We start from the raw sequence: 14,037 nt of genomic DNA, 5'->3' as shown, positions 1-14,037 counted from the left end.
TTTATTTTATTTATTTAAAATACGAATGGGAATAAAACGCATTGGCGATTTTATCATTTATTAATGAGAATTGTTTTTGTTCGTAATAAATAAACTGCCAGCCTGCGCTGGCAGTCTGGATTAATACCACGGATTGTTTGACTTAGGGCTCACGGCATAACCCATACATTTATACTGGATAGTCACGCTCTCGTTCAGACACAACGAGCCGCTAATGAGGGTGCAGGTTTTAATGGGCTGACCATAGGCTGAGGCAGTGGCGTACCCCATGCTCTGACACGCTTTTGCCGCCGTACCGTTATTCACATACTCATCGGAATACGCATTTTGCAGCGCTGCCTGACCGTAGTTAAGGCGGACGATGCCGTTCGGCGCATCGAGGCTGCTGACTTCAGCCTGGCGGTTAATGCTGCACCCCGCGAGCAGGAGGAGTGTGCCGGCTACAATGACTCTTTTCATGGTTCGCTCTGAGTGGATGGAAATACGTTATCGTACCCGCAGATGCCCGCCGCAATGGCTTGAATAGCCGGATAATCTGCCCTCACTCTTCGCAACGGGTTGATGGTGAACGCGATCAGACCCCATTCTGATTAAATTGTGATTTCTATCACAAAAGCATTGATTTTTGTGATGGTGGTCATATTATAGGCGCATTGACGATAAAGTTGTATAACACGTTGATGGAGCATCACTGTGAAACTGCGCAAAATCCTGAAAAGTATGTGGGCCAATTACTGCCGCACGTTCAAAGACGTGCCGCCGGGCGCCATGTTCTGATAAAAAAAACCTGCTTCGGCAGGTTTTTTTATACCTGCAGACGTTGAAGGGAAGATGTCAGGGGGCGTGTTTTGATACTATGGCGGCCTTTAAATAAGGAGAAACCCCATGTCACAAAACCTGAGCGCCGATCAGGAACTGGTCTCTGACGTTGTCGCCTGCCAGCTGGTTATCAAACAAATCCTGGATGTTCTGGACGTGATTGCGCCGGTTGAAGTGCGCGAGAAGATGTCTACCCAGCTGAAAAACATCGATTTTGCCAGCCATCCTGCTGCCGCTGACCCGGTAACGCTTCGTGCGATCCAGAAAGCCATCGCGCTGATCGAGCTGCGATTCACGCCGCAGGGTGAGTCCCACTGACGCAGGGAAATGGGCGACGGCATGCGTCGCCCTTTGATGTTATCAGAAGAACGTCTGGACCAGCAGGTAGCTCGCGGCACACGCGCAGCTTACCCCAATCAGCCCTGGCAAAATAAAGCTGTGGTTGATGATAAATTTACCGATGCGGGTCGTGCCTGACCGGTCAAAGCCGATGCAGGCCAAATCGCTGGGATAGGTCGGCAGGACAAAATAGCCGTAAGACGCCGGGAAAAAGGCGATCAGCATTTTCGGGTCGATGCCCAACATCAACCCCATCGGCGCCACCGCCGTCAGCGCCGCCGCCTGGCTGTTCACCAGTTTTGACACCAGAAACAGCACAATCGCATATGTCCACGGGTGGCTTTTCACCACGCCTTCCAGGGCCAGCTTTAACTCGTCGAGATGTGCCTGGAAAAAGGTATCGCTCATCCACGCCACGCCGAATACCGAGAAGATCGCAACCATACCGGCCTTGAACACCGCGCCGTTGGAAATCGCGGAGGCATTGACCTTACAGGCCATCAGCATCACGGCACCCGCAATTAACATCATCATCTGGATGACAAGGTTCATCGACAGCGCCGTCATTTTGCCTTTCAGTTCAAAGGCGGGGCGCAGCTCAGGGAAGGCCCCCAGCAGAACGACCACGGCAATGCCGGCAAAGAAAATCCACGTGGACCAGTAGGCCTGTTTTGGGAAACGCTGATTCATTAACGTCTCTGTTCCGCCGTAGATAAACTCGCGCTGCTTAGGATCTTTTAGCTTTTCCTGAAACTCCATGTCGTCCGCCAAATCTTTCCCGCGGCGTAAACTCCACAGTGCAGCAATAGCCACGCCGAAAAGTGAAGCAGGAACCGACACGGCGAGAATTTCCAGAATTCCCCACGCGTGGCCGATCCCATGCTGGGCTGCCAGGATGGACACCAGCGACACGACGGCAACGGAAACGGGGGAGGCCGTGATCGCCATCTGCGACGCGACCGATGCCACGGCCATAGGGCGCTCCGGGCGGATCCCTTTTTTCAGGGCGATATCCGCAATAATCGGGAACATGGTGTAGACCACATGGCCGGTGCCGCACAGAAAGGTCAGCATCCAGGTGGTAAACGGGGCGAGCAGGGTGATGTGCTGCGGGTGTTTGCGCAGCAGACGTTCCGCAAACTGCATCATCACGTTGAGACCGCCCGCCGTTTGCAGGGTAGCGGCACAGCCAATCACCGCGAGGATGGTCAGCATGACGTCAACCGGGGGTTTACCCGGCTGCAGACCAAAGACGAAACATAAAATAAAAAGACCAATACCGCTGATTAACCCAAGCCCCATACCGCCGAAACGCGTACCCGTCAGCAGGCAGAGGAGAATGACAACAAACTCAATGGTGATCATGATGCTCCCTCGTCAATGATTATGTAATTAAATAAATCATCACACGTTGTGTGGTTAATCATTGGGAGCCAGATCTGATTTGTTAAATTTCAGCAAAAGCAGAAGGTTGGAGAGGGGAAGGGGACCTGCTCCCCGGGACGGAAGCAGGCCAAAAACTCAGTGGTGCTGCACCGCCACAATGTCGAGCAGGTGACGGTCGGTTTGCTCAGGACATAAACCTGCCTGCTGCGCGTTATGCAGCTCATCCGCCAGCGTCTTCAGCAGCAGGCCATCCTGCTGCTGCTCTTTATCCATATCGCGTAAGAATCTCAGCGTCGTAATGTCCTGCTGCGCTTTGGCTTCATCGGCCAGTTTGTTGAGGGTGCTGCAGCGTTGTTCATACTCTTCAAGCGTTTTCTGAAACAGTTCTTCCAGACAAGAGTAGCTCTCGTTTATCCCATCAAGGGCTTTAACGACAGGGTTTGCCCCTGCAGCTTTCAGGAAGTTAAAAACGCGCATCATATGGGTGACGTTACTTTGTGCCTGAGAGCGAAAGAAGGTGGCAGAGCCCGTGAGGCTATTCTCAGCGCACCAGGCACTTAAGTGAAGGTGCAGGTTGGAGGCGTAGAACTCAAGGTTCATCTGCGCGTTAAGTTTTTGCATCATCGTTTGGGTAGCCATACTCATATCCTTATTGACGGTGGGACGTGATGTCCGCTGCTTAACCTGAGCACCAGGCAAGTACGAAGAAAAAGAGCAGAAATACGCTTTCTGCAGTAAACGAAGTCGACCGAAATTCACTTCCTGTGTTCGATATAAATAAGCATACCCTTGTCTTTGGTCTAAGAAAACTCTTAAATTGGCTGTGTTTACCATACATTACAAACTTTAATATAGTACAGAAATACAATTAGCTCGCCATAGATCGGTGTTTAGATAATCCTCTGATAATCAACATTTTTTATCGAAGAGATATGCTGTTACTCTTTCGGGAATATTAAACCGGAATAATGCTCCGTAAAAAAATGAATCACGGATTAATTATTCCGTATATCAGGTGCATTAATAAAATTGCGCTACATCAAATTCTGTGGAGTAAATAATTTTCAGCGCGTGTGGCATTTTTGATGGAAAACATACTGCACTTTTCTGACGTCCAGCGTTCTCGTGCCCGATCCGGGGCATCAGGGATATCTTAGCTAATCTTATGGATAATCCTGCTTACCCTCATTTCATTTGTCTGACAAATACTGCCTTTTTTATGTCATTTTTCGCTGAATTTATGTACGCAATTACTGTAATTCTGCGGTGTGATGGGGCTCTCTTATGGATGATTAATTTCCCGCTAAAACTATCACCAGCAATAACGCTTATAACGAGGTAAGCGCTAATGCCTTGTTTTAAGTCCGATTAAATAAGAAGCACGCACATATTCCCTACAGAAAAGAAAGCTAAAGCTGGAGTTTACCATGCACAAATTTACTAAAGCGCTGGCGGCCATCGGTCTGGCTGCCGTTATGTCACAATCCGCTATTGCTGAGAATTTAAAACTCGGTTTTTTGGTAAAACAGCCCGAAGAGCCCTGGTTCCAGACGGAGTGGAAATTCGCCGATAAGGCCGGGAAAGATTTAGGTTTTGAAGTGATTAAAATCGCCGTGCCTGACGGTGAGAAAACCCTGAACGCCATCGACAGCCTGGCGGCCAGCGGTGCGAAAGGTTTCGTTATCTGTACGCCGGATCCAAAGCTGGGCTCGGCCATCGCGGCAAAAGCCCGCGGTTACGACATGAAGGTCATTGCCGTTGACGATCAGTTCGTGAACGCCAAAGGCAAGCCGATGGACAGCGTCCCGCTGGTCATGATGGCCGCGACAAAAATCGGCGAACGTCAGGGCCAGGAACTCTATAAAGAGATGCAAAAACGCGGCTGGGACGTCAAAGAGACCGCAGTGATGGCTATTACAGCGGATGAGCTGGACACGGCGCGTCGTCGTACAACCGGGTCAATGGACGCGCTGAAGGCGGCCGGTTTCCCGGAAAAACAAATCTACAAAGTCCCAACCAAATCTAACGATATCCCGGGCGCTTTCGACGCCGCCAACTCCATGCTGGTTCAGCATCCGGAGGTCAAACACTGGCTGGTGGTCGGCATGAACGACAACACCGTGCTGGGCGGCGTGCGCGCGACGGAAGGTCAGGGCTTCAAGGCACCTGACGTGATCGGGATTGGCATCAACGGCGTTGACGCCGTCAGCGAGCTGTCCAAAGCGCAGGCCACCGGCTTCTACGGCTCACTGCTGCCAAGCCCGGACGTTCACGGCTATAAATCCAGCGAGATGCTTTACAACTGGGTCACCAAAGGGGCTGAACCGCCGAAATTTACCGAAGTGACCGACGTGGTGCTCATCACCCGCGACAACTTCAAAGAGGAGCTGGCGAAAAAAGGACTGGGCGGGAAGTAATTCGCGGTGATTGTGCCCCTCATCCTGCGTGAGGGGCCTGACGTACACACTACAGGAATCACGGAGACGTTATGCGACAGTCTGATCCGTATCTCTCTTTTCGCGGCATCGGGAAAACCTTCCCCGGTGTGAACGCGCTGACCGATATCAGCTTCGACTGCTATGCCGGCCAGGTTCACGCCCTGATGGGGGAAAACGGTGCGGGAAAATCCACGCTGTTGAAAATCCTCAGCGGCAACTACTCGCCAACAACCGGCACGCTGGCGATCCGCGGCGAAGAGGTCTCTTTTGCCGATACCACGGCGGCGCTCAATGCCGGGGTGGCCATTATCTATCAGGAGCTGCACCTCATCCCTGAGATGACCGTGGCGGAAAACATCTATTTAGGACAGCTCCCGCACAAAGGCGGCGTGGTGAATCGTTCGCTACTTAATTATGAAGCGGGGCTGCAGCTTCAACACCTGGGTCTGGACGTCGATCCCCAGACGCCCCTGAAATATCTCTCCATCGGCCAGTGGCAGATGGTTGAAATTGCCAAGGCGCTGGCGCGTAACGCCAGAATTATTGCCTTCGATGAACCCACCAGTTCGCTCTCGAAGCGGGAAATCGAAAATCTGTTCCGCGTGATCCGCGAATTGCGTCAGGAAGGCCGGACGATTCTGTACGTTTCGCACCGCATGGAAGAGATTTTTGCTCTCAGCGATGCCATCACCGTGTTTAAAGATGGACGCTATGTGCGCACCTTTACCGACATGGCGCAGGTGAACCATGACCAGCTTGTTCAGGCGATGGTCGGACGCGATCTGGGTGATATCTATCACTGGCAGCCTCGCCAGTACGGCCCTGAGCGTCTGCGCCTCGATAGCGTAAAAGCGCCGGGCGTCAGAACGCCGATTTCGTTATCCGTACGCAGCGGTGAAATCGTCGGCCTGTTTGGTCTGGTAGGCGCGGGGCGTAGCGAATTGATGAAAGGGCTGTTCGGCGGTACCCGTATTACCGATGGGCAGGTCTCCATTGACGGCGAGCGGGTAGACATTCAGAAACCGGCCCACGCGATCGGGGCGGGAATGATGCTCTGTCCGGAAGACCGGAAAGCAGAGGGCATTATTCCGGTGCACTCGGTACGCGACAACATCAATATTTCCGCCCGCCGTAAGTTTATTCGCGCAGGTTGCCTGATAAACGATAGCTGGGAGTCGAGCAATGCCGACCACCATATTCGTTCACTGAATATCAAAACGCCGGGTCCGGAACAGCTGATCATGAATCTGTCAGGCGGAAACCAGCAGAAGGCCATTCTGGGCCGCTGGCTGTCGGAGGATATGAAGGTCATCTTGCTGGATGAGCCGACGCGCGGTATCGACGTGGGGGCAAAACACGAGATTTATAACGTGATCTATGAGCTGGCAAAACGCGGCGTGGCGGTGCTCTTCGCCTCCAGCGATCTGCCGGAGGTGCTGGGCGTGGCCGACCGCATTGTGGTGATGCGTGAAGGCGAAATTGCCGGCGAATTACTTCATGAACAGGCGAATGAACAACAGGCGTTGAACCTCGCCATGCCTAAAGTTAGCCAGGCCGTCGCCTGAGTAAGGAGTTAATGATGTCCTCTGTTACTACATCCGGAGTGCCGAAGTCGAAGTCGGCGTTGAGCGTTGGGCGTATCTGGGATCAGTACGGCATGCTGGTGGTGTTTGCCGCACTGTTCGTCGCCTGCGCGATCTTTGTCCCCAACTTTGCCACCTTCATTAATATGAAGGGGCTGGGTCTCGCCATCTCCATGTCCGGGATGGTGGCCTGCGGGATGCTGTTCTGTCTGGCCTCCGGCGATTTTGACCTGTCGGTGGCGTCGGTGATTGCCTGTGCAGGCGTTACGACGGCCGTGGTGATCAACATGACGGAGAGCCTGTGGATTGGCGTTTTTGCCGGTCTGTTACTCGGCGTCATCAGCGGCCTGGTGAACGGTTTTGTTATCGCGCGCCTGAAGATTAACGCCCTGATCACGACGCTTGCGACAATGCAAATTGTCCGCGGGCTGGCCTATATCATCTCCGACGGTAAAGCGGTGGGGATTGAAGACGAGCGTTTCTTTACGCTGGGTTACGCCAACTGGCTGGGTCTGCCTGCGCCTATCTGGCTGACCGTGGCCTGCCTGATCCTGTTCGGCTTCCTGCTTAACCGGACCACCTTTGGCCGTAATACGCTGGCGATTGGCGGTAACGAAGAGGCCGCCCGTCTGGCCGGGGTGCCGGTGGTGCGCACCAAGATTATTATCTTTGTGCTCTCGGGGCTCGTTTCTGCCGCGGCGGGGATTATTCTGGCGTCGCGTATGACCAGCGGCCAGCCAATGACCTCTATCGGTTATGAGCTGATCGTTATTTCGGCCTGCGTGTTAGGGGGCGTTTCCCTCAAGGGAGGCATCGGAAAAATCTCATATGTGGTGGCCGGTATCCTGATTTTGGGCACGGTAGAGAACGCCATGAACCTGCTGAATATTTCGCCGTTCTCGCAGTACGTGGTGCGTGGTCTGATCCTGCTGGCAGCGGTGATATTCGACCGTTACAAGCAAAAAGCGAAGCGTACCGTGTAACCGTTTTGCACCTCTTTTATTGCTCAACTTATAACCATAGCTGACCCCTTCACCGCCCCGCCAGTAAAACTGGCGGGGCGGTTGTCAAATGGCGAGCGACGTCACACTGTCTATACTTACATGGCTATGAAAGAGGTAAAGGCGTTTACCTCTCGTCAACCGTAAGGAGGAAAAGGGTGGCTGACTTGTTAACCGCACCGCCTGTACTGCCCGGACATTATGCTTTCTTTTTTGATCTCGACGGCACGCTCGCCGGGATAAAACCGCACCCCGATCAGGTGTCTATTCCGGAGGCGGTGTTACAGGATTTGCATCAGCTCTCGCTCATGAATGAGGGAGCACTGGCATTGATATCAGGGCGCTCAATGGCCGAGCTGGATCTGCTCGCCAGTCCATACCACTTTCCGCTGGCCGGTGTACACGGAGCGGAGCGCCGCGACATCCATGATCAAACGCATATCGTTTCACTCCCCGACGCACTTACGCAAACGCTCCAGAAGCGGCTCTCTGCTGCGCTGGCCGACCTGCCTGTCACCGAGCTGGAAGCCAAAGGCATGGCCTTTGCCCTGCATTATCGCCAGGCACCGCAGCACGGAGATGCCGTGCTCGCGCTTGCTCAGACGGTTGCGGATGCGCATCCACAGCTGGCGCTGCAGCCGGGCAAATGCGTGGTGGAGTTAAAGCCGAAGGGGATTAATAAAGGCGCTGCCATCGCCGCATTTATGGCGGAGGCACCTTTTAAGGGCCGGACGCCTGTTTTCTTAGGGGATGACCTGACCGACGAGGCCGGGTTCCGTGTGGTTAATCAGGCCGGAGGGATCGCCGTTAAGGTAGGGCCTGGTGACACTGTCGCCGAATGGCGGCTGGCGGATGTCGCCAGCGTCTGGCAGTGGGTATCTGATATCGCTAACCAGCAACAACAACAAATAGCGCAAAACAAAGGGGGAAACCATTATGGGTCGCTTAGTCGTCGTCTCTAACCGAATCGCACCGCCTGATGATAAAAAAGCCAGTGCGGGTGGCCTGGCGGTAGGGGTGTTAGGTGCCTTGAAAGCCGCTGGCGGGCTGTGGTTTGGCTGGAGCGGAGAAATCAGTGAAGAAGAGAAACCGCTCACAAAAGTGACGCGCGGGAACATCACGTGGGCGTCGTTTGCACTGAAAGAGAAAGACTACGACGAGTATTACTCGCAGTTCTCGAATGCCGTCCTGTGGCCGGCGTTTCACTATCGTCTTGACCTGGTCAAATTCCAGCGTGAAACCTTCGAAGGCTACGCGCGCGTGAATGCGCTGCTGGCGGATAAACTGCTGCCATTGATAGAGGAAGACGATATTTTATGGATCCACGATTATCACCTGCTGCCGTTCGCCAGAGAGCTGCGAAAGAGGGGAGTGAATAACCGGATTGGCTTCTTCCTGCACATCCCGTTCCCGACGCCGGAAATTTTTACCGCGCTGCCGCCGCATGAAGAGCTGCTGGAAGCGCTGTGTGACTACGATTTGCTGGGCTTCCAGACGGAAAATGACCGCCTGGCATTCCTGGACTCCGTGTCAGGGAAAGCGCGTCTGGTGACCAAAGGCGGGAAAACCCATACGGCGTGGGGAAAAACGTTCCACACCGAAGTGTATCCAATAGGGATTGAACCTGACGAAATCGCGGAGCAGGCCTCCGGCCCGCTGCCGCCGAAGCTGGCGCAGCTTAAGAATGAACTCAAGCACGTGAAAAATATCTTCTCGGTCGAGCGTCTTGATTATTCTAAAGGGCTGCCGGAACGCTTCCTGGCATATGAAACGCTGCTGGATAAATATCCGGAGCATCACGGTAAAATCCGTTATACCCAGATTGCGCCGACGTCGCGCGGTGAGGTTCAGGCCTATCAGGACATTCGCCATCAGCTGGAGACAGAAGCCGGGCGCATTAATGGCCGCTACGGGCAACTGGGCTGGACGCCGCTGTTTTATCTGAATCAGCACTTCGATCGCAAGATCCTGATGAAGGTCTTCCGCTATGCGGACGTTGGCCTGGTGACGCCGCTGCGCGACGGGATGAACCTGGTCGCGAAAGAATACGTGGCAGCGCAGGATCCCGCCGATCCGGGTGTTCTGGTGCTTTCCCAGTTTGCCGGGGCCGCGAATGAGCTCACGTCGGCGCTTATCGTGAACCCTTACGATCGCGATGACGTGGCGAATGCCCTGAACCGCGCGCTGACCATGCCGCTCACGGAACGTATTTCCCGCCATGCTGAAATGATGGAGACGATCCGGAAGAACGATATTAGCCACTGGCAGGCGCGTTTTATTCAGGATCTCCGCGATATCGCCCCACAAAGCCATGAAGGCGATTTACAAAAAAAGATCGCAACTTTCCCTAAACTTGCCTGATATTTCCCTGGGGGGTTAACGCCCCCCAAGCGGCACTAATAACACGTCAACCTGACTTGATGCGACAATGGATTTCGCCGCGCAGGCCGCGCGCGATAAAAAGCTGTGGTTATGATTCCCGCATATCACTAAATCAATATTCTGTTTACGACACATGTCGAGAATATGGGCATTAAGTTCTCCTGTCGCAATTACGGTTTCATAGACAGGATAGTGTGCCTTTTCGACCAGCTCGCGCAGAAATTGCTGCGTTTCCTCCTGAAGTACCTCACGAATATCCTCCAGCATGGGGGCAGCCAGCTGATTATACATCTCGGGTTCGGCCGCAAGCGTGATGAGGCTGATGCGGGCATTGTGAGGTCTGGCAATGGAAACTGCCCGGGCGACGAGTTGATGGCTTTCTGGGGAAACGGCAACAGAAACAAGTAGATGGGAGTAACTCATGGCGCACTCCTTGGGTGTCTGACTGACAGCGTTTGATCACCTTTACCGCGATTTTGCGGGTTCTGCAAGGGCTGATTACGACATTAGTGTGAAGCTTATCATAATTATTCATTAATTATTCTTATAAGAAGAATAACTGAAAAATGCCCCTAAATGAAAAAAATTAACAACTTAACGTAAATCACACAATTTTGTGCCTTGACTGTTGAATCGTTTTGATGCGTTACAAAATCATTTCGAATGATCACTCTCTGAAACATCTTTTTTGGGCTGCCTGCATAACTCTATGTTTTTTCACAGTAAGAAAAATGTTTCCTGGAGGGGTGAATGATGTAAATGTTTCCGCGCGACGCCCACCCGAGGAAAAGCACGTTGCATGCCAGTTCTGATCCCCCTTCTGCATGAGTATTCGTCAATTAAGAATACAAAACAGTGTTGATTGGTTAATATTTGAGCAAATTACAAGTCATACTGATGGATTTATGGGTCATATTCACTTAAATTGTGTGACGTAGATCACATTTTTTTTAAATTTGAGGATGGCTGGATTGTATGTGTCAAAACTGACGAGTAGAGTTTGCGTCGAATTAGGAAAAATCTTAGTTATTTGTAAGAAATGATAAAACATGTAAGAGACGCATTTGCGTTTCCTCTCTTACGCGTTTCGATGAATACAAACCTAAATTCAACTATGCATTTAGCCTTTTCTTTTTTATACCGGGTGATTTCCCGGCGACATCACGGGGTGCGGTCTTTCCGCATAAAAATAATAGTTGGTTATTCGGGATGGGAACAATGCATACATCCGAGTTGCTAAAACATATCTATGACATCAATTTGTCGTATTTACTGCTCGCGCAGCGTTTGATTAGTCAGGACAAGGCGTCCGCGATGTTTCGTCTGGGTATTAACGAAGAGATGGCAACCATGCTGGGTGGTTTAACCCTCCCGCAGATGGTTAAACTGGCTGAAACGAATCAACTGGTTTGCCAGTTCCGTTTCGATGACTCTCAGACTATAACGCGTCTGACGCAGGAGTCCCGTGTAGACGATCTTCAACAGATCCATACCGGTATTCTTCTCTCTACTCGCTTGCTTAACGAAATCAGCCAGCCTGATGACGTAGCCCGTAAGAAAAGGGCCTAGCAATGAGCGAGAAAAGCATTGTTCAGGAAGCGCGTGACATACAGTTGGCCATGGAGCTGATTACGCTGGGTGCTCGTTTACAAATGCTGGAAAGCGAGACGCAGTTGAGCCGTGGTCGTCTCATCAAACTGTACAAAGAGTTACGTGGTAGTCCCCCGCCGAAAGGCATGCTGCCGTTTTCTACCGACTGGTTTATGACGTGGGAGCAGAATATTCACGCTTCCATGTTCTGCAATGCCTGGCAGTATCTTCTCAAAACCGGTTTGTGCAGCGGCGTTGACGCCGTGATCAAAGCCTACAAACTTTACCTTGAACAATGCCCACAGCAGGAAGAAGGTCCTCTGCTGGCGCTGACCCGCGCATGGACGCTGGTGCGTTTTGTTGAGAGCGGAATGCTTGAGCTGTCGCGCTGCAACTGCTGCAACGGCAATTTCATTACCCATGCTCACCAACCTGCAGGCAGCTTCGCCTGTAGTTTATGTCAGCCTCCTTCCCGTGCAGTAAAAAGACGTAAACTTTCCCGGGATGCTGCCGATATTATTCCACAACTGCTGGATGAACAGATCGAACAAGCTGTTTAACCCGAACGTGTGGGAAAGATTCCAGCAGCGGTAAGCGATTACCGCTGCTTTTTTTTACCCCGCGAACGGTCAACGCTGCGAGCTGGACGTCCTTGCCATAGTCACTAGCGGAAGGATGATGTCGTGCTTATCTTATTAGGTTACCTGGTAGTTCTCGGTACAGTTTTCGGCGGTTACATGATGACCGGCGGGCACCTTGGAGCACTCTATCAACCGGCTGAACTTATTATCATCGGCGGCGCAGGGGTAGGGGCTTTTATCGTTGGCAACAACGGTAAATCGATCAAGGGCACGCTGAAAGCAATTCCATTGCTGTTCCGTCGCTCAAAATACACCAAAAGCATGTATATGGATCTGCTGGCACTGCTCTATCGCCTGATGGCGAAGTCGCGTCAGCAGGGCATGTTCTCGCTTGAGCGGGATATTGAAAACCCGAAAGAGAGCGAAATTTTTGCCAGCTATCCGCGCATTCTCGCTGATGCCATGATGCTGGATTTCATCGTCGACTATCTGCGACTGATCATCAGTGGCAACATGAATACCTTCGAAATCGAAGCGCTGATGGATGAAGAGATTGAAACCCATGAAAGCGAATCGGAAGTACCGGCCAACAGCCTGGCGCTGGTCGGCGACTCGCTTCCGGCATTTGGTATCGTTGCTGCGGTCATGGGGGTGGTTCACGCCCTGGCCTCGGCAGACCGTCCGGCAGCCGAGCTCGGCGCGCTGATTGCCCATGCGATGGTGGGCACCTTCCTCGGTATTTTGCTGGCGTATGGATTTATCTCTCCGCTGGCCAGCGTGCTGCGCCAGAAGAGCGCGGAAACCACCAAAATGATGCAGTGCGTGAAGATCACGCTGCTCTCTAACCTCAACGGTTATGCGCCACCGATCGCGGTTGAGTTTGGCCGTAAAACGCTTTACTCCAGCGAGCGTCCGTCGTTTATCGAGCTTGAAGAACACGTGCGTGCGGTGAAAAACCCAAACCAACAGACGACAACTGAGGACGCATGAAAAACCAGTCCCATCCGATCGTCATCGTAAAAAAACGCAAGCACAAGGGCGGTGGGCATGGCGCCCACGGCTCGTGGAAAATCGCGTACGCCGATTTTATGACCGCAATGATGGCGTTCTTTCTGGTGATGTGGCTGATCTCCATCTCCAGCCCAAAAGAACTGATCCAGATTGCCGAATATTTCCGCACGCCGCTGGCAACGGCGGTGGCCGGCGGGCCGCGTATCTCTAACAGCGAAAGCCCGATCCCGGGCGGCGGCGATGATTACACCCAGCAGAAGGGTGAGGTGAAAAAAGAGCCGAACATCGACGAGCTGAAACGAAAGATGGAACAGGCGCGCCTGAAAAAACTGCGTGGCGATCTCGATCAGCTGATTGAAGCGGATCCGAAGCTGCGCGCGCTGCGACCGCATCTGAAGATTGACCTGGTGCAGGAAGGGCTGCGTATCCAGATTATCGACAGCCAGAACCGCCCGATGTTTAAAACCGGGAGTGCGGAAGTCGAACCGTACATGCGCGATATTCTGCGTGCCATTGCACCGGTGCTGAACGGCATTCCTAACCGAATCAGCCTGTCAGGCCACACGGATGATTTCCCGTACGCCAGTGGGGAGAAGGGATACAGCAACTGGGAACTTTCTGCCGACCGTGCCAACGCCTCGCGCCGCGAGCTGGTGGCAGGTGGGCTTGATGATGGCAAGGTACTGCGCGTAGTCGGCATGGCCGCAACCATGCGCGTTTCCGACCGCGGGCCGGATGATGCCATCAACCGTCGTATCAGTCTTTTAGTGCTGAACCAGCAGGCGGAGCAGGCCATCCTGCATGAAAACGCCGAAAGTCAGAATGAGTCACTGGACGATTTAAAACAGCCTGGGGCCGTTCCTTCGGCTGCCGTTCCAACATCGCCACCAGCCAATCCGAGGTGATA

15 protein-coding genes are annotated in these 14,037 nt (G+C 52.8%); 11 read left to right on the top strand and 4 right to left on the bottom strand.

Going from position 1 to position 14,037, the window contains the following annotated elements; genetic code table 11:
- Positions 1 to 120: 120 nt before the first annotated feature.
- Positions 121 to 459 carry a YecR family lipoprotein gene (gene yecR, locus ACOTXI_RS05130; protein ID WP_058653419.1) on the bottom strand — a complete coding sequence of 113 codons (339 nt, stop codon included), beginning with the start codon at positions 457 to 459 and terminating at the stop codon, positions 121 to 123.
- A gap of 234 nt (positions 460 to 693) precedes the next feature.
- On the opposite strand from yecR, the gene azuC reads away from it, so the two are divergent.
- Positions 694 to 777 carry a stress response protein AzuC gene (azuC, locus tag ACOTXI_RS05125; RefSeq protein ID WP_014884364.1) on the top strand — a complete coding sequence of 28 codons (84 nt, stop codon included), beginning with the start codon at positions 694 to 696 and terminating at the stop codon, positions 775 to 777.
- 108 nt (positions 778 to 885) lie between these two features.
- On the top strand, positions 886 to 1,137 hold the full coding sequence (locus ACOTXI_RS05120) for a DUF2766 family protein (RefSeq protein ID WP_008500405.1): 252 nt from the start codon (positions 886 to 888) through the stop codon (positions 1,135 to 1,137).
- 42 nt (positions 1,138 to 1,179) lie between these two features.
- On the opposite strand, the gene ACOTXI_RS05115 is transcribed toward ACOTXI_RS05120, so the two are convergent.
- Positions 1,180 to 2,523 carry an anaerobic C4-dicarboxylate transporter gene (locus ACOTXI_RS05115; RefSeq protein WP_008500406.1) on the bottom strand — a complete coding sequence of 448 codons (1,344 nt, stop codon included), beginning with the start codon at positions 2,521 to 2,523 and terminating at the stop codon, positions 1,180 to 1,182.
- A 156-nt stretch (positions 2,524 to 2,679) separates the two neighbouring features.
- Positions 2,680 to 3,183: a non-heme ferritin-like protein gene (locus tag ACOTXI_RS05110; protein WP_008500408.1), complete on the bottom strand. Its 504-nt coding sequence runs from the start codon at positions 3,181 to 3,183 to the stop codon at positions 2,680 to 2,682.
- A gap of 788 nt (positions 3,184 to 3,971) precedes the next feature.
- Between ACOTXI_RS05110 and araF the strand changes: the two genes are divergently transcribed.
- The 5 genes from araF (at position 3,972) to otsA (ending at position 9,927) form a co-directional block, all read left to right on the top strand.
- Entirely contained in the window at positions 3,972 to 4,961 is a 990-nt protein-coding gene (araF, locus tag ACOTXI_RS05105; protein WP_008500409.1) for an arabinose ABC transporter substrate-binding protein AraF, read from the top strand.
- 71 nt (positions 4,962 to 5,032) lie between these two features.
- On the top strand, positions 5,033 to 6,547 hold the full coding sequence (gene araG, locus ACOTXI_RS05100; RefSeq protein WP_058653418.1) for an L-arabinose ABC transporter ATP-binding protein AraG: 1,515 nt from the start codon (positions 5,033 to 5,035) through the stop codon (positions 6,545 to 6,547).
- 11 nt (positions 6,548 to 6,558) lie between these two features.
- Positions 6,559 to 7,548: an L-arabinose ABC transporter permease AraH gene (gene araH, locus ACOTXI_RS05095; RefSeq protein ID WP_171843394.1), complete on the top strand. Its 990-nt coding sequence runs from the start codon at positions 6,559 to 6,561 to the stop codon at positions 7,546 to 7,548.
- 176 nt (positions 7,549 to 7,724) lie between these two features.
- Positions 7,725 to 8,528, top strand: coding sequence for a trehalose-phosphatase (otsB, locus tag ACOTXI_RS05090; RefSeq protein WP_058653416.1), 804 nt, complete (start codon positions 7,725 to 7,727; stop codon positions 8,526 to 8,528).
- Positions 8,503 to 9,927, top strand: a complete 1,425-nt coding sequence (otsA, locus tag ACOTXI_RS05085; protein WP_058653415.1) for an alpha,alpha-trehalose-phosphate synthase — start codon at positions 8,503 to 8,505, stop codon at positions 9,925 to 9,927. The genes otsB and otsA overlap by 26 nt, the downstream gene beginning before the upstream one ends.
- Positions 9,928 to 9,942: 15 nt before the next feature.
- On the opposite strand, the gene uspC is transcribed toward otsA, so the two are convergent.
- Entirely contained in the window at positions 9,943 to 10,371 is a 429-nt protein-coding gene (gene uspC, locus ACOTXI_RS05080) for a universal stress protein UspC (RefSeq protein WP_008500414.1), read from the bottom strand.
- 795 nt (positions 10,372 to 11,166) lie between these two features.
- On the opposite strand from uspC, the gene flhD reads away from it, so the two are divergent.
- From flhD to motB, 4 genes are all read left to right on the top strand, one after another.
- Positions 11,167 to 11,517 carry a flagellar transcriptional regulator FlhD gene (flhD, locus tag ACOTXI_RS05075; RefSeq protein ID WP_008500415.1) on the top strand — a complete coding sequence of 117 codons (351 nt, stop codon included), beginning with the start codon at positions 11,167 to 11,169 and terminating at the stop codon, positions 11,515 to 11,517.
- A gap of 2 nt (positions 11,518 to 11,519) precedes the next feature.
- A complete protein-coding gene (gene flhC / locus ACOTXI_RS05070) occupies positions 11,520 to 12,098 on the top strand; it encodes a flagellar transcriptional regulator FlhC (protein WP_008500416.1) in 579 nt (192 codons plus the stop codon).
- Positions 12,099 to 12,221: 123 nt separating this feature from the next.
- Complete coding sequence (motA, locus tag ACOTXI_RS05065) at positions 12,222 to 13,109, top strand: flagellar motor stator protein MotA (RefSeq protein WP_008500417.1); 888 nt, start codon at positions 12,222 to 12,224, stop codon at positions 13,107 to 13,109.
- Complete coding sequence (gene motB, locus ACOTXI_RS05060; protein WP_008500418.1) at positions 13,106 to 14,035, top strand: flagellar motor protein MotB; 930 nt, start codon at positions 13,106 to 13,108, stop codon at positions 14,033 to 14,035. The genes motA and motB overlap by 4 nt, the downstream gene beginning before the upstream one ends.
- Positions 14,036 to 14,037 lie beyond the last annotated feature (2 nt).

The organism is Enterobacter cloacae complex sp. BZL2005, assembly GCF_049238885.1.
GTDB lineage: Bacteria > Pseudomonadota > Gammaproteobacteria > Enterobacterales > Enterobacteriaceae > Enterobacter > Enterobacter roggenkampii.
Note: the sequence above shows the minus strand (reverse complement) of the source record. Positions and strands in the feature narration are given on the sequence as shown.

Excerpts from the sequence above, each read along its gene's own strand:
- yecR (WP_058653419.1), bottom strand. The coding sequence starts at position 459 with ATGAAAAGAGTCATTGTAGCCGGCACACTCCTCCTGCTCGCGGGGTGC.
- ACOTXI_RS05120 (WP_008500405.1), top strand. The coding sequence starts at position 886 with ATGTCACAAAACCTGAGCGCCGATCAGGAACTGGTCTCTGACGTTGTC.
- ACOTXI_RS05115 (WP_008500406.1), bottom strand. The coding sequence starts at position 2,523 with ATGATCACCATTGAGTTTGTTGTCATTCTCCTCTGCCTGCTGACGGGT.
- ACOTXI_RS05110 (WP_008500408.1), bottom strand. The coding sequence starts at position 3,183 with ATGGCTACCCAAACGATGATGCAAAAACTTAACGCGCAGATGAACCTT.
- araF (WP_008500409.1), top strand. The coding sequence starts at position 3,972 with ATGCACAAATTTACTAAAGCGCTGGCGGCCATCGGTCTGGCTGCCGTT.
- araG (WP_058653418.1), top strand. The coding sequence starts at position 5,033 with ATGCGACAGTCTGATCCGTATCTCTCTTTTCGCGGCATCGGGAAAACC.
- araH (WP_171843394.1), top strand. The coding sequence starts at position 6,559 with ATGATGTCCTCTGTTACTACATCCGGAGTGCCGAAGTCGAAGTCGGCG.
- otsA (WP_058653415.1), top strand. The coding sequence starts at position 8,503 with ATGGGTCGCTTAGTCGTCGTCTCTAACCGAATCGCACCGCCTGATGAT.
- uspC (WP_008500414.1), bottom strand. The coding sequence starts at position 10,371 with ATGAGTTACTCCCATCTACTTGTTTCTGTTGCCGTTTCCCCAGAAAGC.
- flhD (WP_008500415.1), top strand. The coding sequence starts at position 11,167 with ATGCATACATCCGAGTTGCTAAAACATATCTATGACATCAATTTGTCG.
- flhC (WP_008500416.1), top strand. The coding sequence starts at position 11,520 with ATGAGCGAGAAAAGCATTGTTCAGGAAGCGCGTGACATACAGTTGGCC.
- motB (WP_008500418.1), top strand. The coding sequence starts at position 13,106 with ATGAAAAACCAGTCCCATCCGATCGTCATCGTAAAAAAACGCAAGCAC.